The organism is Pseudomonas sp. M5A4_2d (assembly GCF_053345295.1).
The window spans coordinates 162409-183933 of record NZ_JBKEZW010000011.1; the positions used below are offsets into that span (position 1 = coordinate 162409).

At 53.8% G+C, this 21525-nt stretch carries 20 protein-coding genes; 12 read left to right on the forward strand and 8 right to left on the reverse strand.

Going from position 1 to position 21525, the window contains the following annotated elements; translation table 11 throughout:
* Positions 1 to 87 precede the first annotated feature (87 nt).
* Positions 88 to 255: a DUF2897 family protein gene (locus ACLBW8_RS23995; protein ID WP_064502997.1), complete on the forward strand. Its 168-nt coding sequence runs from the start codon at positions 88 to 90 to the stop codon at positions 253 to 255.
* A gap of 8 nt (positions 256 to 263) precedes the next feature.
* Here the strand turns inward: ACLBW8_RS23995 and ACLBW8_RS24000 are convergent, their stop codons facing one another.
* Together ACLBW8_RS24000 and ACLBW8_RS24005 are read right to left on the reverse strand one after the other, a co-directional pair.
* Entirely contained in the window at positions 264 to 1112 is an 849-nt protein-coding gene (locus tag ACLBW8_RS24000; RefSeq protein WP_447806463.1) for an urea carboxylase-associated family protein, read from the reverse strand.
* Between the two features lie 15 nt (positions 1113 to 1127).
* On the reverse strand, positions 1128 to 1772 hold the full coding sequence (locus ACLBW8_RS24005; protein ID WP_064451505.1) for a GntR family transcriptional regulator: 645 nt from the start codon (positions 1770 to 1772) through the stop codon (positions 1128 to 1130).
* Between the two features lie 133 nt (positions 1773 to 1905).
* On the opposite strand from ACLBW8_RS24005, the gene ACLBW8_RS24010 reads away from it, so the two are divergent.
* On the forward strand, positions 1906 to 2484 hold the full coding sequence (locus ACLBW8_RS24010) for a TetR/AcrR family transcriptional regulator (RefSeq protein ID WP_447806464.1): 579 nt from the start codon (positions 1906 to 1908) through the stop codon (positions 2482 to 2484).
* 22 nt (positions 2485 to 2506) lie between these two features.
* Here ACLBW8_RS24010 and ACLBW8_RS24015 read toward each other — a convergent pair whose 3' ends face one another.
* Positions 2507 to 2839: a ComEA family DNA-binding protein gene (locus tag ACLBW8_RS24015; protein WP_064451503.1), complete on the reverse strand. Its 333-nt coding sequence runs from the start codon at positions 2837 to 2839 to the stop codon at positions 2507 to 2509.
* 110 nt (positions 2840 to 2949) lie between these two features.
* On the reverse strand, positions 2950 to 4935 hold the full coding sequence (locus tag ACLBW8_RS24020) for a polysaccharide biosynthesis protein (protein WP_447806493.1): 1986 nt from the start codon (positions 4933 to 4935) through the stop codon (positions 2950 to 2952).
* Positions 4936 to 5960: 1025 nt separating this feature from the next.
* Here ACLBW8_RS24020 and wecB point away from each other — a divergent pair.
* From wecB to ACLBW8_RS24070, 10 genes are all read left to right on the forward strand, one after another.
* Positions 5961 to 7100, forward strand: a complete 1140-nt coding sequence (gene wecB / locus ACLBW8_RS24025) for a non-hydrolyzing UDP-N-acetylglucosamine 2-epimerase (RefSeq protein ID WP_447806465.1) — start codon at positions 5961 to 5963, stop codon at positions 7098 to 7100.
* On the forward strand, positions 7097 to 8362 hold the full coding sequence (gene wecC / locus ACLBW8_RS24030) for a UDP-N-acetyl-D-mannosamine dehydrogenase (RefSeq protein WP_407017131.1): 1266 nt from the start codon (positions 7097 to 7099) through the stop codon (positions 8360 to 8362). The genes wecB and wecC overlap by 4 nt, the downstream gene beginning before the upstream one ends.
* A gap of 136 nt (positions 8363 to 8498) precedes the next feature.
* The gene (locus ACLBW8_RS24035; RefSeq protein ID WP_447806466.1) at positions 8499 to 9743 is read left to right on the forward strand and encodes a hypothetical protein; all 1245 of its coding nucleotides are present in this window, start codon (positions 8499 to 8501) and stop codon (positions 9741 to 9743) included.
* A gap of 2 nt (positions 9744 to 9745) precedes the next feature.
* Positions 9746 to 10207, forward strand: a complete 462-nt coding sequence (locus ACLBW8_RS24040; RefSeq protein WP_407017129.1) for a serine O-acetyltransferase — start codon at positions 9746 to 9748, stop codon at positions 10205 to 10207.
* Positions 10208 to 10228: 21 nt separating this feature from the next.
* Entirely contained in the window at positions 10229 to 11896 is a 1668-nt protein-coding gene (locus ACLBW8_RS24045) for an O-antigen ligase family protein (RefSeq protein ID WP_447806467.1), read from the forward strand.
* Positions 11896 to 13734, forward strand: coding sequence for an asparagine synthase (glutamine-hydrolyzing) (asnB, locus tag ACLBW8_RS24050; protein ID WP_407017127.1), 1839 nt, complete (start codon positions 11896 to 11898; stop codon positions 13732 to 13734). Before ACLBW8_RS24045 ends, asnB begins: the two co-directional genes overlap by 1 nt.
* Before the next feature lie 45 nt (positions 13735 to 13779).
* The gene (locus ACLBW8_RS24055; protein WP_447806468.1) at positions 13780 to 15426 is read left to right on the forward strand and encodes a heparinase II/III family protein; all 1647 of its coding nucleotides are present in this window, start codon (positions 13780 to 13782) and stop codon (positions 15424 to 15426) included.
* A 7-nt stretch (positions 15427 to 15433) separates the two neighbouring features.
* Complete coding sequence (locus tag ACLBW8_RS24060) at positions 15434 to 16612, forward strand: glycosyltransferase family 4 protein (protein WP_447806469.1); 1179 nt, start codon at positions 15434 to 15436, stop codon at positions 16610 to 16612.
* A gap of 2 nt (positions 16613 to 16614) precedes the next feature.
* Positions 16615 to 17574 (forward strand): UDP-glucose 4-epimerase family protein, encoded by a 960-nt coding sequence (locus ACLBW8_RS24065; protein WP_447806470.1) that lies wholly within the window; start codon positions 16615 to 16617, stop codon positions 17572 to 17574.
* Complete coding sequence (locus tag ACLBW8_RS24070) at positions 17571 to 18587, forward strand: MraY family glycosyltransferase (RefSeq protein WP_447806471.1); 1017 nt, start codon at positions 17571 to 17573, stop codon at positions 18585 to 18587. The genes ACLBW8_RS24065 and ACLBW8_RS24070 overlap by 4 nt, the downstream gene beginning before the upstream one ends.
* A gap of 53 nt (positions 18588 to 18640) precedes the next feature.
* Here ACLBW8_RS24070 and ACLBW8_RS24075 read toward each other — a convergent pair whose 3' ends face one another.
* The 4 genes from ACLBW8_RS24075 to rpsA all read right to left on the reverse strand — a co-directional run bounded on the left by ACLBW8_RS24075 (position 18641) and on the right by rpsA (position 21455).
* Complete coding sequence (locus ACLBW8_RS24075) at positions 18641 to 18868, reverse strand: LapA family protein (RefSeq protein ID WP_407017122.1); 228 nt, start codon at positions 18866 to 18868, stop codon at positions 18641 to 18643.
* Positions 18869 to 18889: 21 nt separating this feature from the next.
* The gene (gene ihfB, locus ACLBW8_RS24080) at positions 18890 to 19183 is read right to left on the reverse strand and encodes an integration host factor subunit beta (RefSeq protein ID WP_003172657.1); all 294 of its coding nucleotides are present in this window, start codon (positions 19181 to 19183) and stop codon (positions 18890 to 18892) included.
* A 132-nt stretch (positions 19184 to 19315) separates the two neighbouring features.
* Entirely contained in the window at positions 19316 to 19600 is a 285-nt protein-coding gene (locus tag ACLBW8_RS24085) for a hypothetical protein (protein ID WP_128591401.1), read from the reverse strand.
* 160 nt (positions 19601 to 19760) lie between these two features.
* On the reverse strand, positions 19761 to 21455 hold the full coding sequence (gene rpsA, locus ACLBW8_RS24090) for a 30S ribosomal protein S1 (RefSeq protein ID WP_064451489.1): 1695 nt from the start codon (positions 21453 to 21455) through the stop codon (positions 19761 to 19763).
* Positions 21456 to 21525 lie beyond the last annotated feature (70 nt).

The window sequence follows — 21525 nt, forward strand, 5'->3', positions numbered from 1 at the left end:
CAATGAACTACTAAGAAAGCCTGTTACTCAAAGCAGTTATTACCGTGGGAAAATTCTCCCACGGTAGTCCGTCTCAAGGAGAGCCTTATGCCGTGGTATGCGTGGTTGATTTTAGTGGTAGCGATCGGGTCGATCGTCGGTGGGCTGCTGATGCTGCGTGACAGCGCCAACAAGGTGGAACTCACCGACGAACAACGCAAACGCGTAGCCGATCGCAACGCGCAGGCGGATGCCAAGGATGCGCAAGATCGCTGAGTCTTGAATTACTCCCAATCCGCCTTGGCAATATGCAACCCGTGCTGGCCTTTATAGGCCGCACGTTCGGGCTGGCTCCAGCCCTTGAGTAACTCATCCTCCAATCGATAAATCTCAACACCCAATGGGCGACACACCGTCAGTGGGTCCTGCGCGTCCGGCCCCCACATTGGCAGCGACAGATCCCCGCCAGGGCACGTCGACAGCGCACACAGCAAATCGATCTCGGCAAAAAACTCCAGGTAATCGCCCTTCTGTGCCGGGCAGGCTTTCATGAAGTACATATCGTCTTGATTGAGACCGGTGCACTGGAAAATATTCAGCACGTCGTGCACGTCGAACTCTGTCAGACCGTGGGGCAATACAGCTCGAGTCAAGTTGGAGTGGCAATGGTGATGGAAGTCTTCGCCGGTCAGCATGCGGTTCACATACGGATCACAGCGCGTACCGAGCAAGTCATGCAGGCGCCCGCCATGTTCATCAATGCCATAGCTCGCCAGGCTGTCATCGGTGATGGTTACCAAGGGCCGCAGAAAGGGCAGGTTCGACCACAACCGGTCATGGGTACTGACATGGGCACCTTGCAACTGCCGCGTGCGCGCCGCCCATAACCGTTCGCGAGGGTCATTGGCGTTCCACACGTTGAAGTCACCTACCTGCGGGCCCACCGGAGTGGTGACACGGAACACGTGCCCAGCCGGCACTTTCCACGCCCTCCCCGTGCGAATCGGCACCTCAAACTGCTCAACCAAAGTACGTTTATCCGCCTGGTCGCGAATACGTTCGTAGAACGCTGTGTCCACTTGCAGCGCCGAGCCTTTGCTGACCTGATAAGCGGCCGGATAGTCTTTGTACATGATGCGGTTCCTCAATCAGGGTTGGGTAAACAGGGCCAATGACAGACGTTCCGAATCCTCCAGGTACACGCTCATCGCTGTGCCTGCCGCCGGTTTATCCCCTTGGGCCAATAACGCGTAAATCTCGCGGTCTCGCTCCAGCCAGGGTGACTGGAAGCGTTGCTCATCGGGAGCAGCGCAAAACACCAGGCGCAGTTGGGCAATGACCTGGGCGAAAAACTCATCGAACAATGGGCTGCGCATCAGCGCGACAATCTGCTGGTGGAACACCAGGCTGTGAGTCGCCACAGCGCGCCAGTCTTCACGCTCCCGTGCCAGCGTGGTGGCCTCGATGGCGCTTTGCATACGCTCGACCTGGTCGTGCGTCAGCGCCCGGCTTTGGGCAATGGCCTGCAATTCAAGGGTGCGGCGCACGACGAACAGGTCACGCACTTCGTCGCGCTCCAGCCGCCGAACCATCACCCCTTTGTTGCGCACATAGCGGGTGAGGCCCTCCTGCCCCAAACGGTGCAACGCTTCGCGGATCGTATTCCTCGATGCGTTATAGGCCTTGACCAGATCTACCTCGACCAGCGCCATCCCAGGTAACAGGCGTCCACCCATAATGTCGGCACGCAACTCGAGCGCAATCTGATCGGCTAAAGACAAACTAAGCGCCATGACCACCTCAAGATTGTTGAACAATCACTGAACCAAATGTAATCACTTTTCATGCCAACGCAGATGCACGTTGTCCGGATGGGTAAATAGGTTCAACTTCGTTAAAATACGCACTCGCTCCCGAGGCAGTCCTATGCGTTATTCAGCAGACCATAAAGCCCAGACTCACCAACGCATCATCAAGGAAGCCTCCGTACGCTTTCGCCGCGACGGCATTGGGGCCACCGGGCTGCAACCCTTGATGAAGGCTTTGAACCTGACGCACGGCGGGTTCTATGCGCATTTCAAATCCAAGGATGATCTGGTGGAAAAAGCCCTGCAGGCTACTGCTGCAGAACTGGATGCGCATTGCGAAATGCTGTTCAGCCAAGAACGGCCGCTGGATGCATTCATAGACAGTTACCTGTCTGAGTGGCACCAGACCTCGCCGGATAAAGGCTGCCCGCTACCGACCATGTCTTCGGAATTGGGCCTGAGAGGCCAGCCTAGCCCGACCACGGATGCAGTGCTTGGGGCTCGGTTGAAGCAGGTCGAAGCGGCCTTGGGAAACGCGGACGCCAATGAGCAGAGCCTGATGATGATGTCGACACTGGTAGGCGCACTGGTACTGGCCAGGAGTGTCGAAAGTGCAGAGTTAGCAACGCAGATCTTGAATGTGGTGCGCGCCAAATTGAAAGCGCAGGTTTCAGCGCAAGAAAAGGCCGGTCACTGACCGGCCTCTTCAACTATGTCCCTTAGTTGATCACCAACCTGTCGCGGTTCTTCTCCAGCAACGCCTTACCGATACCCTTTACCTCCAACAACTCATCCACCGCCGTGAAGGGGCCATTACTTTCACGATAGGCGATGATCGCCTTCGCCTTGGCAGCGCCAATACCGAACAGGTCCCGACGCAGGGTTTCTGCATCGGCAGCGTTCAGGTTGACCTTGGCAGACTGCTCAACCTTGGTCATCTGTGCAGCGATTGGGGTGGGGGCTTCGGTTTTTACGGAAGGGGCAGCCGTGGTCGCTACGGAGATGCTCGCGAGGAAGGCAAAGATCAGGGAAGAGATATAGGTTTTTTGCATTGGTGACGCTCCATGACATCAATAGAAGAAAAGCAGCTTTCCGAAGCTGCCTTTCTAACTTAGGTGATGTGAGCGAAGAGTCAAAAATGGGTGAGTAACAGGGTGTTAAATCACGGTTCCAAACGGCGCTGCTGGTGAATCCAATCGACGATTTCACCGTCTGGCGTATACCCGCTCACGGTTTCGCGCAGGATCTGACGAACGCGGGTGTAGTCATCCTCACTTACCGCGGTAAGCAATTCACTCAGTTTGCCTTTGAGTACGTCCCATGCCAGATGATCCTCGTTAGCACTCATGATCATCGGGTGCTGGGTAGCAACAACGTTATCGCCTATCAGCAACTCTTCGTAGAGCTTCTCGCCTGGACGCAACCCGGTGAACTCGATCGCTATGTCGCCATGGGGGTTTTTATCAGTGCGCACACTCAGCCCGGACAAGTGAATCATCTTTTCCGCAAGTTCTACAATTTTTACCGGCTCACCCATGTCCAGTACGAATACGTCCCCTCCCTGCCCCATGGAACCGGCCTGGATCACCAGTTGGGCAGCTTCGGGAATGGTCATGAAATAACGCGTAATTTTTGGGTGCGTGACGGTCAACGGACCGCCCGCCTTGATCTGCCGGTGAAAAAGCGGAATCACGGAGCCGGAAGAACCCAATACGTTGCCAAACCTGACCATGGTGAAGCGCGTCTTGTTGACACGTGCCACACCAGACTTATCGCCAAACATTACCGGCGCTTTCTCAAGGCTCAGGGCCTGCAAGGCTAATTCTGCAAGGCGCTTGGTACTCCCCATAACATTGGTCGGTCGAACAGCCTTGTCGGTGGAAATCAGTACAAAATTCACCACACCGGCTTTCAATGCTGCCTGGGCGGTATTCAAAGTGCCAATAATGTTATTCAAAACGCCTTCGGCAATATTGTGTTCAACAATCGGCACGTGCTTATACGCAGCCGCATGATAAACCGTGTCGACGTGCCAACTCTTCATGACGTCAAGTAATTTACGCTCGTCGCGCACAGACCCCAAGATCGGCAATAGCTTAATGGGCAGTGACTCATGCGCAGCGCGATGCTCAAGTTCAGACAGGATACTGTAGAGATTGAATTCACTGTGTTCGAACAAGAGTAATGTCTTGGGCTTGAGCGCCAGGATCTGCCGACACAGTTCCGACCCAATAGATCCCCCGGCACCGGTGACCATGACACACTGGCCAACAATGCAACGTTCGAGCAGGTCTTCCTGGGCCGACACTGCGTCACGCCCCAACAAGTCTGCAATATCGACTTCTTGAATATCGTGTACCTTGACGCGGCCACTGGCCAAGTCCATGAAGTCCGGAACGCTGCGCACGTGCAGCGGAAATCGCTCCAGATTGGAGAGGATCTCACGTCTTCGCCCGCGGCTCGCCGAAGGCACCGCCAGTAATATTTGTTGGGCGCCCGTTGAATCGATCATCTGCTGGATATGCTTGGGCTTGAACACCTGCAGACCGGATATCACACGGCCTGCGATACTGCCGTCGTCGTCGATAAAGGCGACCGGTCGCATGATCCGACCCATGCGCAACGCGGCGACCAGTTGATTACCCGCAGATCCTGCCCCGTAAATGGCTACTTTCGTTAACCCATCATCACGATTGGTAAAAGGAACATGTTGCGTTGCTACGAACCAATCACCCAGGAAATATTGGCGCATCGCTAGCCGCAGCCCGCCAATGGTGATCAGGCATAACCACCAATAATTGAAAATCACCGAGCGAGGAACAACATACTGATGGTTGCTGTAAAGATATACAACCAACCCCAGTATGAGTGACGAAAGGCTCACCGCCTTGATGATGGTAATAAGTGCGTCGTTACCAAAGTAACGCATTACCGCGCGGTACATGCCAAAGCGAACATACAGGGGAATGGCGATAACCGGCGCACTCAAAAACAACCACAAATATCGATGGATCGGTTCTTCCATTTCGGCGATGCCGAGTCGGACCACGAAGGCCAACCACAATGAAATCCACACCAATAAAATATCGGCAAGCACTTGAAGAATACGCTTGTGGCGGCGCGGGAGACTCAACAAAAAAACTCTCATCTTATCCAGGCCCTTATCAAACACTTTTTCAAACTCCTGAAATCAAAACCCTGCCGGCAAGTCGACAAAAATGGTGATCTACGATGAATGACCTGTACTGAATAAAGACTGTACAGACACGACAACGGCACCAAAAAATCCCCTTTCAGAAAAACCTCATTTCCCGATGACCTGTCCTCGGGATAGATAAGCCGTACCCGTACTGAAAGTGCCAAGGCGGTGCTCGTCATCTCCAGTAGGCACCACGAATAGGATGATACCCGTGTTGTGTCAGAAATCCTTTGAAATCCCCTGTCTGGGCAAAAAAAAGCGCGCCTGGTGTGAGCTTCTCCCCGCAAAATCTGGATGCTCATAAGCAAAAATGGCGGACGCCAGACAAACTGTCTAAGCTCAGGCTGGTACTCTGCAGCCGCAACTGTATCATTAGCAAGCATAGCAACATTCCAGCCAAGGAAAGTGTAACAGAAAATGGTCGCCTCTCAGGTAAGCATGACAATCGGACATCACCCTCGAGATCCACTAGCGGTTTATCCAGGTTAGTCTAATTCCCATGATCTGATAGTCCAGTGCTAAGGCGCTTGGGGAGCCAGGCGGAACATCTATTCCATTGCAGCCTTGGAAAAAAAGCCTCCATCAAGGGTATACTCCGCAACGCTTTACCTCTCGTCGCTACAGCAAGGAACGGCGTAGGAAAAGTCTGAAGGCGTTCACCCCAACAAAAATAGTCGAATTAAATGAACTGGACGGTTGATTTTAATGATAAAAATGCCACTTCGCGATCTTTCTTCGAGTATAAGTAAGTAAATCAAATGCGAGCTTTTTTCGCCCTGGATCAGGATGATGAGGATACTTTAGAGTATACGCACTACTTACTGAACAGCCTTTGCTCGCGCACATGCATAATGCCTGGCGGCTCTACGCCGGGGCGGGCCGTGTGCAAAAGCGTATCAAAACAAACGGCACCCTAATCCGCGGATTATGATGTAAGCGTGCGTAGAACCTTATTTTTTAGCAGCGGTATAACGATGACTTTAAAAACCTTGTGTGTGTTCGGCACGCGACCTGAAGCAATCAAAATGGCTCCCTTGGCGCTGAACCTTGCAGCAGATGAGCGCTTCGATGCCAAGGTTTGTGTGACTGGCCAGCATCGAGAAATGCTCGACCAAGTGCTCAAGCTCTTCGAAGTCACGCCTGATTTTGATTTGAACATCATGAAGTCCGGCCAGGATTTGACGGACGTCACAAGTGCCATCCTGCAAGGGATGAAAACAGTCTTCTCTGCATTCAAGCCGGATATCGTCCTCGTCCATGGCGATACAGCAACGACGTTCGCCACCACATTAGCCGCCTACTACCACCAGATTCCCGTGGCTCACGTTGAGGCCGGCCTGCGCACAGGCAATCTCTATTCGCCATGGCCCGAGGAAGCAAACCGCAAGCTGACTGGCGCGATCGCTGCCGTGCACTTCGCGCCCACTGAAACATCCCGGCAGAACCTGCTGAGGGAAGGGGTCGCCCCCCAAAGCATCCATGTCACCGGCAACACCGTCATTGATGCTTTGCTGGACGTCGTGGAACGGATCAAGACCTGTCAGACCCTGAAACAGCAGTTTCAACGACAGTTCTCATTTTTGGGTGAAGGCAGGCGAGTGATCCTGGTCACCGGTCATCGCCGCGAGAGTTTCGGGGGCGGCTTTGAAAAAATCTGCCAAGCGTTGATCAATACCGCCAGGGACTTCCCCGATGTCGAAATTGTTTACCCCGTTCACCTGAATCCGAACGTGCGCGAACCGGTCAATCGACTATTGGCCGACATCGAAAATGTCCATCTGATTGAACCCCTGGATTATCTGCCCTTTGTGTACCTGATGGATCGATCCTATTTGATCCTGAGCGATTCAGGCGGCATTCAGGAAGAAGCCCCGTCTTTAGGTAAACCTGTGTTGGTGATGCGTGACACCACCGAGCGCCCAGAGGCAGTCGAGGCGGGGACGGTAAAACTGGTCGGTACCGAAACTGAGGTCATTACCACTAATTTGAGGGTTCTGCTGACCGACAGTGACGCCTATAGCCAAATGAGCTTCGCCCACAACCCCTATGGTGACGGAAAGGCATGCGTAAGGATTCTCGATGCACTTTCACGAATTAAAAAGGCTAATTCATGAGTTTTGAAACTGTTTCTGTAGTCGGCCTCGGCTATATAGGACTTCCCACGGCGGCAGTTTTCGCTGCACGCAAGAAAAAAGTCATTGGCGTCGACGTCAACGCGAACGCCGTGGCAACCATCAACCGGGGCGAAATCCATATTATCGAACCGGATCTGGACATCGTCGTACGCGCTGCCGTCACCGAAGGCTATTTGCGGGCAACGACAACAGCAGAACCGGCCGATGCCTTTCTGATTGCCGTTCCAACCCCTTTCAAGGGTGATCACGAACCCGATCTTTCCTATATCGAATCGGCCAGCAAAGCCATTGCTCCGGTCCTGAAAAAAGGCGACCTGGTCATTCTGGAGTCGACCTCCCCCGTCGGTGCGACGGAGCAAATGTCTGCATGGCTGGCCGAAGCCCGGCCTGACCTGACATTCCCGCAAACCCACGGCACAGAATCAGACATTCGTATTGCGCATTGTCCCGAGCGCGTGCTGCCGGGTCACGTACTGCGCGAGCTGATTGAAAACGATCGCATTATCGGCGGGTTGACCACCAAATGTTCAGAAGCTGCGCAGCGCCTGTATAAAACCTTCGTCGAGGGTGAATGCATCATCACTGATGCACGCACCGCCGAGATGTGCAAACTTACGGAAAACAGCTTTCGCGATGTGAACATTGCATTTGCCAACGAGCTGTCGATGATCTGCGACAAACTCGACATCAACGTCTGGGAACTGATACGCCTGGCGAATCACCACCCCCGCGTCAATATCCTGCAGCCCGGCCCTGGCGTGGGCGGCCATTGCATAGCTGTCGACCCCTGGTTCATCGTCAGTAAAACACCGGCCGAGGCGCGGCTGATCCGCACTGCACGGGAAGTGAATGACAGCAAGCCAAAGTGGGTGCTGGCCCAGATTCAACTGGCCATCGGCCAATTCCTGCAGGAGAACCCATCGAAAACGGCCAGGGATGTTACGGTCGCCTGCCTGGGTCTCGCCTTCAAGCCGGACATCGATGATCTGCGCGAGAGCCCATCCGTCGATATCACCGCTCACATCGCCAACGCCCATCCCGGCACTGTTCTGGCTGTTGAACCGAACATCGAGCGCTTGCCCGCTCGCCTGGAAGGTATTGCAACCCTGAACGGAATTGACCAGGCACTGTCATCTGCGCACGTGATTGTTCTGCTGGTCGATCACAGCGCGTTCAGGAGCATCCCTGGCAGCCGCCTGTCATCGCTCAAAGTCATCGATACGCGCGGCGTATGGGCTTGAATAACGCTTGAGAAAGCCTGTTTGGAAACCGACGCAGGCCGTTGGTATGACGTCGGTTTCCGTGCATTGAACGTCGCACGGTTGTTAGATGATCATGCAATTGCATATGTCATGATGAGGATGAAGAGGTTCTGGCATGGTCAATCTGCTGATCCAGGTGCTGACACTGATAAGTGGCCTGGTTGTTAACTTTGTGATTCCTGGACTTTACGGTTTGGAAGCGTATGGCGCATTTATCAAGGCCAACGTATTGGTATTTTTATTTCAGAAGCTCTTGGACATTGTCAACGAACAGCTGATTGCCAGTGTGGAAGCCGAGTACATTCTGATGACCTCGCTATTTATAGCGGTGCTGATTTTTTTACTGTTCAGCGCCGTGAATCTGATTGATCACATTGGCAACCCGATTCTGCTTGGGGTGATGCTGCTGAGTTCGGCCTGCCTGCTCTCGCTGTTCGGGTTGCGCTTGCAGCGCTGGATCGTCGGCTATCTGGTTATATTCCTCTTTGTTTTCTTCACACTCCTCTTTATCAGCTACCAACAGATAGTGCCGCTGACCATCGTCGACATATTGATCCTGACCAATTTGATTCCGTGCCTGTTTGCAGTGGCGGTGCTGTTTTCCAATGGTGCGAAACTGCCCGTCGGCAAACAGCTCTTGCAGGCCTGCCAGCGGGTCCTGTTGCTGTTACCCAAAATGATATCCATCACCTTGGTGTTCAACCTGTTCACAAACATCCTGCCTTTCATTCTGTCGAAGAGCCTGCCCGTGCGCGACCTTGGATTGTTCCGGGTGATTGTCTCGATTATTCAATCAGCGACCAGCCTGTTCCCCATCAATGTCAGGGCAATCTTTGTCGCATTCGTCTCGGGCGGGCAACGCCAGACGCAATATAGAATCATCAGCTCAGTCGCTATTTTCTACTTCGCACTGGTAGGGCTTTCCGGTTACGCGGCTGTTTGGCTGTTCCCTCAGTATTCGGCCTACCTGGTGATGCTGCCCTGCCTGCCGGTCTTGTACTGGGCGGTCGTTACGGAGCGATACCTGGTCGCCTCCGGCCTGCACCGTAAAGTCATTGTGGCCAACCTGATCATTGCCCCGCTGGCAATCGCGGGCATGCTCCTGTTTGTTCAAGACCTGAAACAGGCCGAGCTGTTTTACGCCATAGGGTTCTCGGCCTACTTGTTATTCCTGCATGTAACCTGCCGCCCAGGTATTTGGTTGCCGGTGGTTTTCTGGGTCGCCTTGATTTCGCCATTGGCGATCTTTTTGACGGACTTCAGCTTGATCTGGGCCGCACTGTATATGTGCTCGATCATGATCATTGCAGTAGTAGCCCTACGGCTTCGGCCCGCAGACCTTCGCACGTTGAGGTTTTAACCGTGAACGCAGTAAAACTATATCGAGTTGGCAACTGGCTGCACCGGCATCGAGTACCGGTGTTACCGGGCCTCGTTCGAAATGTGATTTTCCTCCTGTTCAACTCATACATTCCGATCTCCGCAACGATCGGTAAGGGCACGATCTTCGCGTATGGCGCCATTGGCGTGGTACTTCATGCGAATGCAAAAGTGGGCGAAGGCTGTGTCCTGGGCCAAGGCATCACCATCGGTGCCGCTGAGGGCTATGTCACCAGCGCGATCAATCGCTGCCCAGTCATCGGCGACAACTGCTACCTGGGAGCTGGGGCAAAAATCATTGGTGACATCACCATTGGAAACAACTGCCAAATTGGAGCTTCGGCGGTCGTATTGAAAGACGTGCCTGATAACTCAATCGTTGTGGGGATACCGGCCAAGGTGGTCGGGCAAACGGCCAGTGACTATAAAGCCATACGCCCCTGATATGAATAATGGAGCACCGCAATGAGTCACAATGACGGCGTCAAAAATAGTATGGCGATCGCGGCCGCAGCGCTCATTGCCATTTTATTTATGCAGGAGCCTGGCGTTCTTTTCTACATTGCAATTATCGGCAGCGCTTTATTGGTATTAACGGCCATCACCTCGCCTTGGCTGGGTTTATTGGCGCTATTCCCCTTGGCGTTCGCACTACGACCAGCGCCACCGTCTGTGGGCGCTCAGGAAATGGTGTTTGCCGCCCTGCTGATGGTGGTATTCCTCAGCGCATTGATAGAACTGCTTCGCGCACAAGGGCTCAGGTCGGTCTTGCGATTATTCGCCGCGCCACTGCTGATAGGGTTGGGCTTTCTGGCTCTCAACCTTGCCATAGCGATGTATAACCATGTTGCCCTGGCTGATTGGATCAGGGGGGTTGTGCCCTTTCTGTTTATCTATGCGCTGATCCCGGTCTGCGCACTGGTCGGCCGCAAAGAAAGCAACATTCGCTGGCTCGGCGCGTCGGTGGGAACCCTGATTTTATTGACCGCAGGCTATATCGTTTTTTATTACTTCTATCACGGTTTGTGGCAATCGTACTGGACCATTCTGGTCAATGGGGAAATGGTCAGGATTCCTCACGACGAAGCGCTACTCAACGCCCACGCATTGGGACCGATGCATGATCGCATCACCATGGTAGTAGCCCAGGCAACAGACGCGATACTGCCTCTGGGCATGGTGGTCGGCTATGTAGTCAGCTCGTCGATACCTGACAGACGGATCGTTTTGGTCAGCAGCTTCATGTCGCTGCTGTGCATGGCCGCCGTGCTGATCACGTTCACACGAAGCATGTTGATCAGTGGGCTTTTATGCATTGGTTTGTTCTCGCTCTATACCTTTTTCGCGCACAAACGCCTACGGCTGAAAGTGGCATTAAGTATCGTCACTCAAGCCCTGTTTGGCCTTGCGTTTATTTTCGCCACCGGCATGGAAGATATATGGCTTGGACGCATGAATTCACTGGCGCAGACCGCACTGCCCATAGCGACTTCATCCATTGAGTCTATCGGCACGCACAACCCGCAAGCTGACGTGCTGCCATCGGTGCCCTCCAACGTAGCCATCAATGAAGATGCGCCGCAGCCGCAGCCTGAGCCTGAGCCTGTAGCCAAAGAGAAGCAGGACTTCAACGTGTCCTCCCGGGTTCAGGAATATAAGATCGCCTGGAAGATGTTCCAGGATCACCCTGTGCTGGGAAATGGCATCGGCGCCAAGCACGAGATGCGCTGGGAGAGACCAAACGGTAGTTCATTCACGGAGTCGGTTGGCTATATCCATAACTGGCCACTGTACATGTTAATGGTCGGTGGCGTTGTAGGGCTGCTCCTGTACACCCTCATTCTGTGTGCCCCGGTTGTTTTCCGATTGAGCGCTATAAAATCCGACCCCACGCACCTGGCCGTGATTCGGACGGCGGTCATGACGATGGCAATCTATGGCTTGTTTTTCGCAGTATTTCGCCTGATTTCTTTCAACTTGCTGCTCGCAGTAGCTTGGGGTGTGATGCTGGCGCACAAGCATTCAACACACGTGATGGATATCGCGCAGTCCGACAGTCATACAGCGCCATCTTCCAATGCCAAAGTCACTGCGGGAACGGTCGTCAAAGACACTAAGGAGACGTGGGTATAATGTGCGGCCTCAGCTTTTTTGCAGTTAAACTCGGCGTACCCGAGACCCAGGCTCAAATGGAAAAAAGCCTGGAAGTTACCCGGCATCGGGGCCCGGACGCGTCTGGCACATATTTCGCCAGCGTCGCAGACTATCAAGTAGGCCTCGGGCATAACAGGCTCAGCATTCTGGACTTGTCACCGACTGGCAGCCAGCCGATGTTTGCAGGTAATGGTGTCAGCATCGTGTTCAATGGTGAGGTATTTAACCATCACGCATTGCGCCAGCAACTGGTCGAAAAAGGCTACACCTTCAAAGGCACCTCCGATACCGAAGTCATCCTGCAACTGTATGTGGAATACAAAGAGCAGGCCTTTGCACGGCTTCAAGGCATGTTCACGTTCGTCATATTGGATGAACCGCGCAAGAAAACCTTTCTGGTCAGGGACGTCGCGGGGATCAAGCCCGTGTATTGCTACTCCGGCGCCGATGGTTTCTACGCCTGCTCAGAAATTCGCGGACTGAAATGCTTTTCGCAAGTGACCACCGACATCGATCAACATGATGTCTTTGAGTTCTTTAATAACGGTTTCCTTTACGAACCAAACACCGGCTACAAAGCCATCAAAAAGTTGATGCCTGGCAGCTATCTCGAGTTCGACCTGGCAACGGGTAACACGACGTCCCAGCGTTACCAGAACGTGATGAACTTCAGCACCGGGCATAGCCTTGCAGACGATGTGCGCTCTGCAGTGACGCGCCAATTAGAGGCGGACGTTCCGGTCGGCGTTTTTTTCAGCGGTGGCGCGGACTCCAGCATCCTGGCAAGTTACACCGGGGATACTGATTTATTCTTTGCAAAGTATGACGCGACGGACGACTCCGTTATCGACATGAAGTTTTCCGCCAACATCGCCGAGCACCTTGGCAAAAAGCTAGTCATTACAGAGATTCTCGACTCAAAAACCAATCCGTTCGAGTCAATCGACTTTGTCGCTGCCAATACCGAAGAACTCGTATCGGACTACACGTTCTGGGCGACCTACCGCTTGTCCTCTGAAGCCAGAAAAAGTGGGTACACCGTCATGCTCAGTGGCATGGGCGGCGATGAAGCGTTTGCAGGGTATCCACGTTACACCGTATTGAAACATCACAGGTTGATTCGGTTGCTATATCCCTTATTAAGCGCACTGTTGAAACTCAAACTATTTCCAAAGCGCCTCGACAAGAAATTTGAGCGGCTGGTGTCTTATGCTCAGGAAAACTACTGGCCCCTGGCGTATTCACGCATGCTGGGGTATTTCTCTCGCCAGGAGTTGAAAGGTTTTTTCCGCGATTACAACGAGTTGGAGCAACACTACAAACAACGCTTGGCCGGTGTACTGGCTCAGTATACGGGTGCCCCTGAAGACAAAGTGAAATGCGCACAGCACTTTGACCAAACAGGCTTCTTGAGCCATAACTTGAGCGTCTCGGACAAGGCGAGCATGTTGGCCAGTATCGAACTGCGCGTCCCCCTGCTGGACGAGCGCGTCGTTGCAAACGGCCTGAATACCTCGAGTGCTGACTTGCTCAGGGGCGGTGCGACCAAGGCACCGCTCAAGCGCCTCTTGAAAAGCCTGCTACCCGCATCTTTAGTCGAACGCCCGAAGACGGGCTTCAACCCACCGCTCGATGGAATTATTCAGGGGATAGGCCCAGAACGCCTGCTCGCAGAGTTTGAACGCATCTACAGGTACATAGCCCACGATGAAGTGAAAAAACTAGTGAGTCATCATTTTTCAGGCAGTGTTAACAACACCTACAAACTGTGGCAGATGTTGTACTTCGAGCGCTGGCTGAAAATAAATTTTCCATAAAACACCGTCAGACGACACTCACTACCCTACTTCCAAGTGGCTTTCATGAGCAGGACGTTGATGCACCGGATCACTAAGCTCTACCACACTGTCAAAATGCTTCGATTGAAGCAGATTGTTTACCGTCTTTACTATCGCTTCGCTAAGGTTCGGCCATTTTTGGCGCACGGTTTTACCCTTCGCCCCGCGGTTAAACTGGCGAAGCCTCCTGCCTGGAGTGCTTCGCGCTTCAACGCGGATGAGCAATTTGAGTTCATGGGGCTGACGGCATCGATTGACTGGCACGATGAAACGCGGCCGAAAATCTGGCAATACAACCTGCATTACCTGGATCATTTAGCATCATCAGGCCCGGCCCGCATAGGTTTCGACAAGCGCTTGGTGAATAGCTGGATTGCGAGCAACCCACCCTTCAATGGGTGTGGCTGGGAACCTTATACGCTCTCTTTGCGCATCGTGAACCTGCTCAAGTGGCTGCAGCAACAGCCAACTCTGGAACCTCACTGGCTTGATAGCCTGGCTACGCAGGCCCATGCTCTGTCCCAACAGGTCGAATATCACATCCTCGCGAACCATTTGTTCGTGAATGGCAAAGCACTGGTGTTTGCCGGGAGCTTTCTGGGCGGCGTACAGGCTGACAGCTGGTTATCCAAAGGTCTGAAGATCCTCGATGAGGAAACCAAGGAGCAGTTCCTCAAGGACGGTGCGCACTTCGAACTTTCCCCCATGTACCACGCGTCCCTTCTTTGGGATATGTGCGACTTGCTGAACCTGGCCATTCACTCGGAACTGCCGGAACTGAATAAGCGCCAGAACGGCTGGAAGCGCCTGATTGAGGAAGGCCTGGTCTGGTTACGCAGCCTCCAGCACCCGGATGGAGGCATTCCGTTTTTCAATGACTCGGCATTCGGAATTGCGCCGACGCTGCTCGATATAGAGGCCTACGCGTTTGAATTGGGGTGCCGTGCGCAGGCTGTCACGCCCAACACTGCGGGGGTTACAGCCGAACACAAGACTGAAAGTGGCTACGTGGCGATCAATTTTGGCGACCAGTGCAAGGCGCTGTTGAACCTCGCTCAAGTTGCGCCTGACTACCAACCTGGCCACACCCACGCAGACACCCTCAGCTTCGAACTCAGCCTGTTTGGACAGCGCGTTTTCGTCAACTCCGGGACATCACAATACGGCGAAGGCGCAGAACGTCATCGTCAGCGCAGTACGGCAGCGCACAACACAGTCGAAGTGAATGGTGAAAGCTCATCTGAAGTATGGGCCGGTTTCCGGGTCGCCCGACGCGCACGCACTACCTTGGGCAAGTTCGAAAAAACAGGCGATACCGTAATCATCAGCGCCAGTCATGACGGCTACCTGCGCTTGCCTGGAGAAAACCTGCATGTGCGCGAGTGGGTCGCGATGGCCGGTGAGTTGCAGGTAATAGATTGCGTTTCGGGTCAATTCGATAGAGCGGTGTCGAGGCTATTTTTACACCCCGATATCAGCGCTGTTCAAAAGGGCAACACCGTCACGATCACCCTGCCCGGCGGTCAGGTCGCTGTCGCGACACTAGAGGGCGCGAGCCGTATCAATGTGGTGTCTTCCACATGGCACCCGGAATTCGGCAAGTCTGTCCCCAACCAGTGCATCGTCGCTGAAATGTCGACAGACAGACTGACCACCTGCATAACTTGGTGAGGTGTATTTGAAACTTTTAATCCTGAGCTTTTACTATCAGCCTGATCTTTCAGCCGGCTCATTTCGCACGACTGCATTGGTGAGTGCACTCCTGGAGCAACTCCCCTGCGACGCCCATATCGAATTGATTACAACCCTGCCAAACCGCTACAGCTCCTTCAGCAGTGAGGCCCCCGAGTTGGAGGAGCACCCACGGCTGACCATTCGCCGAATCGCTTTACCCGCCCACAAGAGCGGGATGGTCGATCAGGCCAAAGCTTTTCTGGTCTACGCCAACGCCGCACGCAAGGTTGTGCGAAACCAACAATACGATCTCATTTACGCGACGTCTTCGCGCCTGATGACCGCGACACTTGGGGCGCTGATCGCACGCACAAAACGGGCGCCGCTCTACTTGGATATACGCGATATTTTCGTTGATACAATCAACGATGTATTGTCCAGGAAAAAGGTCTGGTTACTTAAGCCAGCACTGTCAATGGTTGAACGCTTTACTATTCATTCGGCAAAAAAGGTCAATCTCGTCTCCGCAGGCTTTCTACCTTACTTCACATCACGCTACCCCAACCAATGCTACTCGACCTTTACAAACGGCATTGATGACGAGTTTCTTGATGCGCAACCGGCCGCAGAAAAAATCGAGCCCAACCCGGTGCTGGTCGTTGTATATGCCGGGAATATCGGTGAAGGCCAGGGGCTGCACAACATTATTCCCCAGCTCGCCAAACAGCTTGAAGGGCGGCTGCGATTCAAGGTGATCGGCGATGGCGGCCGAATCGGACTGCTGAAAGAAGCCATTGCCACTCACGGCTGTACCAACGTTGAACTTTTGAAACCGGTCAAGCGCGATCAATTGATCGAGACTTATCAGTCGGCGGATGTGCTTTTCCTGCATCTGAATGACCACGATGCCTTCCGCAAGGTCTTGCCATCGAAAATGTTTGAATATGCAGCACTGGGCAAGCCGATCTGGGCGGGTATCTCCGGTTACGCCGCCAGTTTTGTATCCGAGCATATTGAAAACGCTGCAGTCTTTGCACCGTGCCATGTAGCCGCTGCTGTCCAGTCTTTCGAAACACTGAACATTATGACGCGCCCACGCCATGCCTTTGTCGAGCGCTTTGCTCGTGAACGTATCATGCGCGAAATGTCGAAAGACGTTCTTTCACTCACAGGAACTCCTTGATTATGCAAATCCTCCTGACGGGAGCGAGCGGCTTTGTTGGTAGCGGGTTAATCGTGCCACTGCTTGAACAACACCACTCAATTACTGCCGCTGTACGCGTGTTCAAGACCGATCTCGATCCGCGCGTCAAACAGAGCATTGTTAGTGGGCTCTCCGCTGAGCAGGATTGGCAGATGTTGCTCAAGGACCAGAACTCGGTGATTCATCTGGCGGCCCGGGTCCACGTCATGAGTGACCCCTCCACCGACCCACTGGCCGAATACCGGCGAGTCAACGTCGAAGGCACCCTTAACCTGGCCCGCCAAGCCGCCGCCGCTGGCGTCAAGCGCTTCATCTTTATCAGCTCGATCAAGGTCAATGGGGAGAGCACAACGACGGGCATGCCGTACACAGCAGATGGTCCGACAACACCTACCGACCCCTACGGAATTTCCAAAAAGGAAGCTGAACAAGGCCTGCGAGCGTTAGCATCCGAAACCGGCATGGAGGTGGTGATCATTCGCCCCGTACTGGTTTACGGGCCAGGGGTTCGCGCGAACTTTCTCAGCATGATGCGCTGGCTGTATAAAGGCCTGCCTTTGCCCTTTGGTGCCATAAACAACCGAAGAAGCCTGGTTGCGCTGGACAACCTGGTTGATTTGATTGTGACGTGCACCGAGCACCCTGCCGCGGCCAATCAAACCTTCCTGGTCAGTGACGGGGAGGATCTTTCGACCACAATGCTCTTGCGTCGCATGGCAACAGCCTTGGGCAAGCCTGCACGCCTGCTTCCTGTGCCGAGCGTGTTGCTGGAGACCGGTGCCACTGCGCTGGGACGCAGGGCGCTCGCTCAACGGTTATGTAGTTCCCTGCAGGTCGATATCAGCAAGACGCGCGAGCTGCTGGGCTGGACACCGCCGAGTAGCGTTGACCAGGCACTGCGTAAAACAGGTAAGTACTTTTTGGAACTGCAAACTCAATGAATATCTGGTGGTTATTACCGGCGGTTACGATTGTCGCACTGCTTTTGACTGGGGCTTTACGCCATTACGCGCTGTCTCGAAGCCTGATCGACATCCCGAATGCGCGCAGCTCGCACGTCGTACCCACACCCAGGGGCGGTGGCGTCTCGATCGTCGTCAGCTTTTTGTTAGCGTTGCTCCTGAGCGCCAGCATGGGACTGATAGCCTGGCCGCTCACATGGGCACTATTGGGCGCTGGAACTGGCATTGCGATATTGGGGTTCCTCGACGATCATGGCCACATCAGCGCACGCTGGCGCCTGCTTGGGCACTTTGTAGCCGCCGCCTGGGCACTCTTCTGGATCGGAGGTCTGCCGCCGCTGATGATCGCAGGGTTCACCATCAACTTGGGTTGGATCGGCCATTTGCTTGCAGCGGTCTACCTGGTATGGCTGCTGAACCTCTACAACTTCATGGATGGCATTGATGGAATAGCCAGCGTCGAGGCTATTTGCGTGTGCCTGGGCAGCGCACTGCTGTACTGGATTACAGGCCATGAACTTATCACGCTGACGCCTTTGTTGCTGTCGTTTGCAGTGGCCGGCTTTCTGTATTGGAACTTCCCTAAAGCGCGCATCTTCATGGGCGATGCAGGCAGTGGGTTCCTGGGCGTCACGCTGGGGGTGTTATCGCTGCAGGCGGCCTGGATCGAACCGCAGCAACTGTGGAGCTGGTTGATCCTGCTGGGCGTGTTTATCACTGACGCAACATGGACTCTGCTGCGCCGCCTGCTGAGAGGCGACAAGGTCTATGAAGCCCATCGCAGCCACGCTTACCAGTTCGCTTCCCGGCAGTTCGGCAAACACCAGCCAGTAACCCTGGCGGTGGTGGCAATCAATATTTGCTGGCTTTTACCTATTGCGCTTCTGACGGGCAATGGCACAGTCGACGGCTTGTTGGGCCTGCTGGTGGCCTATCTACCGCTGATAGCGTTGGCCGTGAAGTTCAAGGCTGGAGAGAAAGAACCGAACTAACCAGGTTCGAGGGGGCGGCGATCGCCTCCCCTTCACTCAACTGATGAGCAAGATCAAACCAAAGTCTTGCGTCGAGCTCTGGCCACCCAGGCCATCAGTGGGCCCACCACCATTCCGACCAACAATGCGACTATGACGAAAATGGAAACTGGTAACTGCGGCGCTGCCCAGCCAAGGAACTGCAGAGAAACCGATTGTTGATTTTCAAGTACAAATGCCACGACACCCAGCAAGAGCACTAGCAATACCAGCATTGCAATAACGCGCTTAACACTACTCATGACCTGCTCCCTTAACGAGTATCAAACCTCATCTTCGTCTTCGTTCACTCGATCGCGCAACTCCTTGCCCGGCTTGAAGTGAGGCACAAACTTACCGTCGAGGCTGACGGATTGCCCGGTCTTCGGGTTACGACCTACACGCGGTGCGCGATAGTGCAAGGAGAAGCTACCAAACCCACGGATCTCAATTCGGTCTCCGGTAGCCAGACACTGGGACATCTGTTCGAGCATAGTCTTGATAGCCAGCTCTACATCCTTGGATGAAAGCAGCCCTTGATGGGTGACAATTCGTTCGATCAACTCCGACTTCGTCATATTTTTCCCTTCTTTTTCAAGCAGCTAGGAAAAGCGCTTCGAAGGTTTTAGCATGACTCGATGAATTTGAACAGCCCACCCAGCAACTTATCTGCAGCATGGGCAGACACCCGCAACACGTGCCTCGCAGCCTCAATTGCAGATCACCAGCATGGTGCGAGTAACAGCACCAGCGGGGTTCCAGCCGAACAGGTAGTCGCCCTCTTCGTCCTTGGCATCACTGGATCGCGTGACGACCTTGTAGCCCTGCATCTTGCATTCCCGAGCAGCGCGCTTCTCGCACTTATCCCAGTTGCTGCCAAGGCCCGAGCAGTCGATCTCAATGCCACTAACGCCGCGCTTGGCGTGGGTTTTGGCGCTGGTGGCAGAGCAACCAGCAAGCATTACCACTGCAAAAAAAATGATAAACCTGTTCATTTAAATCCTTATTGAAACAACAACGCTGTAGCGCTTTTATGAAGAACTATAGTCAGTTCTGACACCCGGCTACGCACCTTGGTTCTCAATTGTTGATTCAACGAATTTCAGGCACAAAAAAGGGCGACCGAAGTCGCCCTTTTTAATGGTCGGACAGAACTTAGTTCTGTTTTTCCATCTGTGCACGCAGCAGGTCGCCCAGAGTGGTAGGACCAGCAGAAGGCTCAGACGAGGCTGGCTTGTCGCGCAGGCTCTGAATGGCTTCTTTCTCTTCGATCTCGTCTTTCGACTTGATGGAGAGCTGGATTACGCGGCTCTTGCGGTCAACGCTGATGATCTTGGCTTCTACTTCCTGGCCTTCTTTCAGAACGTTACGCGCGTCTTCAACGCGGTCACGGCTGATTTCGGAGGCTTTCAGAGTCGCTTCGATATCGTCGGCCAGAGTGATGATGGCGCCTTTAGCGTCAACTTCTTTCACTGTGCCCTTAACGATTGCGCCTTTGTCGTTCTCTTGAACGTACTCGGAGAACGGATCGCTTTCCAGTTGCTTGATACCCAGGGAGATGCGCTCGCGCTCTGGGTCAACCGACAGGATAACGGTGTCCAGCTCGTCGCCCTTCTTGAAACGACGAACAGCTTCTTCGCCAACTTCGTTCCAGGAGATGTCGGACAGGTGAACCAGGCCGTCGATGCCGCCGTCCAGACCAATGAAGATACCGAAATCGGTGATCGACTTGATGGTGCCGGAGATTTTATCGCCCTTGTTGAACTGGCCAGAGAAATCTTCCCATGGGTTAGATTTGCACTGCTTGATGCCCAGGGAGATACGACGACGCTCTTCGTCGATGTCCAGAACCATAACTTCCACTTCGTCGCCGACTTGTACGACTTTCGAAGGGTGGATGTTTTTGTTGGTCCAGTCCATTTCGGAAACGTGTACCAGGCCTTCCACGCCTTCTTCCAGCTCAGCGAAGCAGCCGTAGTCGGTCAGGTTGGTAACACGCGCGGTTACGCGAGTGCTTTCTGGGTAACGCGCTTTGATAGCAACCCATGGATCTTCGCCCAGCTGCTTCAAGCCCAGGGAAACGCGGTTACGCTCACGATCGTACTTCAGAACCTTGACATCGATCTCGTCGCCAACGTTGACGATTTCGGAAGGATGCTTGATACGCTTCCAAGCCATGTCGGTAATGTGCAGCAGGCCATCGACGCCACCCAGATCGACGAATGCGCCGTAATCGGTGAGGTTCTTGACGATACCTTTGACTTGTTGGCCTTCCTGCAGGGATTCCAGCAGAGCTTCACGCTCGGCGGAGTTCTCTGCTTCCAGGACGCTGCGACGGGAAACGACAACGTTGTTGCGCTTCTGGTCGAGCTTGATGACCTTGAATTCGAGTTCTTTGCCTTCCAGGTGCGTGGTGTCGCGCACTGGACGAACGTCGACCAAAGAACCTGGCAGGAACGCACGGATGCCGTTAACGTCGACAGTGAAGCCGCCTTTAACCTTACCGTTGATAACGCCCTTGACCACTTCTTCAGCTGCGAAGGCTGCTTCGAGAACAATCCAGCATTCAGCGCGCTTGGCTTTTTCACGGGACAGCTTGGTTTCACCGAAACCGTCTTCAACCGAGTCCAGAGCAACGTGAACTTCGTCACCGACATTGATAGTCAGGTCGCCAGCATCGTTGTAGAACTGTTCCAGCGGGATCAGAGCTTCAGACTTCAGACCAGCGTGAACGGTTACCCAGCGAGCTTGGTAATCGATATCAACGATAACACCGGTGATGATGGAGCCTGCCTGAAGGTTCAGGGTTTTTAGGCTTTCTTCAAAGAGTTCCGCAAAGCTTTCGCTCATTTTAATTCCTGTTGATAAGGGCGAAGAATACGCCCATCTCCACACCCCAGACGGTGTGGGTTAGTTTCAA

Excerpts from the sequence above, each read along its gene's own strand:
- wecB (WP_447806465.1), top strand. The coding sequence starts at position 5,961 with ATGACTTTAAAAACCTTGTGTGTGTTCGGCACGCGACCTGAAGCAATC.
- ihfB (WP_003172657.1), bottom strand. The coding sequence starts at position 19,183 with ATGACGAAGTCGGAGTTGATCGAACGAATTGTCACCCATCAAGGGCTG.
- ACLBW8_RS24055 (WP_447806468.1), top strand. The coding sequence starts at position 13,780 with ATGAGCAGGACGTTGATGCACCGGATCACTAAGCTCTACCACACTGTC.
- ACLBW8_RS24045 (WP_447806467.1), top strand. The coding sequence starts at position 10,229 with ATGAGTCACAATGACGGCGTCAAAAATAGTATGGCGATCGCGGCCGCA.
- ACLBW8_RS24020 (WP_447806493.1), bottom strand. The coding sequence starts at position 4,935 with ATGAGAGTTTTTTTGTTGAGTCTCCCGCGCCGCCACAAGCGTATTCTT.
- ACLBW8_RS24070 (WP_447806471.1), top strand. The coding sequence starts at position 17,571 with ATGAATATCTGGTGGTTATTACCGGCGGTTACGATTGTCGCACTGCTT.
- ACLBW8_RS24000 (WP_447806463.1), bottom strand. The coding sequence starts at position 1,112 with ATGTACAAAGACTATCCGGCCGCTTATCAGGTCAGCAAAGGCTCGGCG.
- ACLBW8_RS24085 (WP_128591401.1), bottom strand. The coding sequence starts at position 19,600 with ATGAACAGGTTTATCATTTTTTTTGCAGTGGTAATGCTTGCTGGTTGC.
- ACLBW8_RS23995 (WP_064502997.1), top strand. The coding sequence starts at position 88 with ATGCCGTGGTATGCGTGGTTGATTTTAGTGGTAGCGATCGGGTCGATC.
- rpsA (WP_064451489.1), bottom strand. The coding sequence starts at position 21,455 with ATGAGCGAAAGCTTTGCGGAACTCTTTGAAGAAAGCCTAAAAACCCTG.
- wecC (WP_407017131.1), top strand. The coding sequence starts at position 7,097 with ATGAGTTTTGAAACTGTTTCTGTAGTCGGCCTCGGCTATATAGGACTT.
- asnB (WP_407017127.1), top strand. The coding sequence starts at position 11,896 with ATGTGCGGCCTCAGCTTTTTTGCAGTTAAACTCGGCGTACCCGAGACC.
- ACLBW8_RS24035 (WP_447806466.1), top strand. The coding sequence starts at position 8,499 with ATGGTCAATCTGCTGATCCAGGTGCTGACACTGATAAGTGGCCTGGTT.
- ACLBW8_RS24075 (WP_407017122.1), bottom strand. The coding sequence starts at position 18,868 with ATGAGTAGTGTTAAGCGCGTTATTGCAATGCTGGTATTGCTAGTGCTC.
- ACLBW8_RS24005 (WP_064451505.1), bottom strand. The coding sequence starts at position 1,772 with ATGGCGCTTAGTTTGTCTTTAGCCGATCAGATTGCGCTCGAGTTGCGT.
- ACLBW8_RS24065 (WP_447806470.1), top strand. The coding sequence starts at position 16,615 with ATGCAAATCCTCCTGACGGGAGCGAGCGGCTTTGTTGGTAGCGGGTTA.
- ACLBW8_RS24010 (WP_447806464.1), top strand. The coding sequence starts at position 1,906 with ATGCGTTATTCAGCAGACCATAAAGCCCAGACTCACCAACGCATCATC.
- ACLBW8_RS24015 (WP_064451503.1), bottom strand. The coding sequence starts at position 2,839 with ATGCAAAAAACCTATATCTCTTCCCTGATCTTTGCCTTCCTCGCGAGC.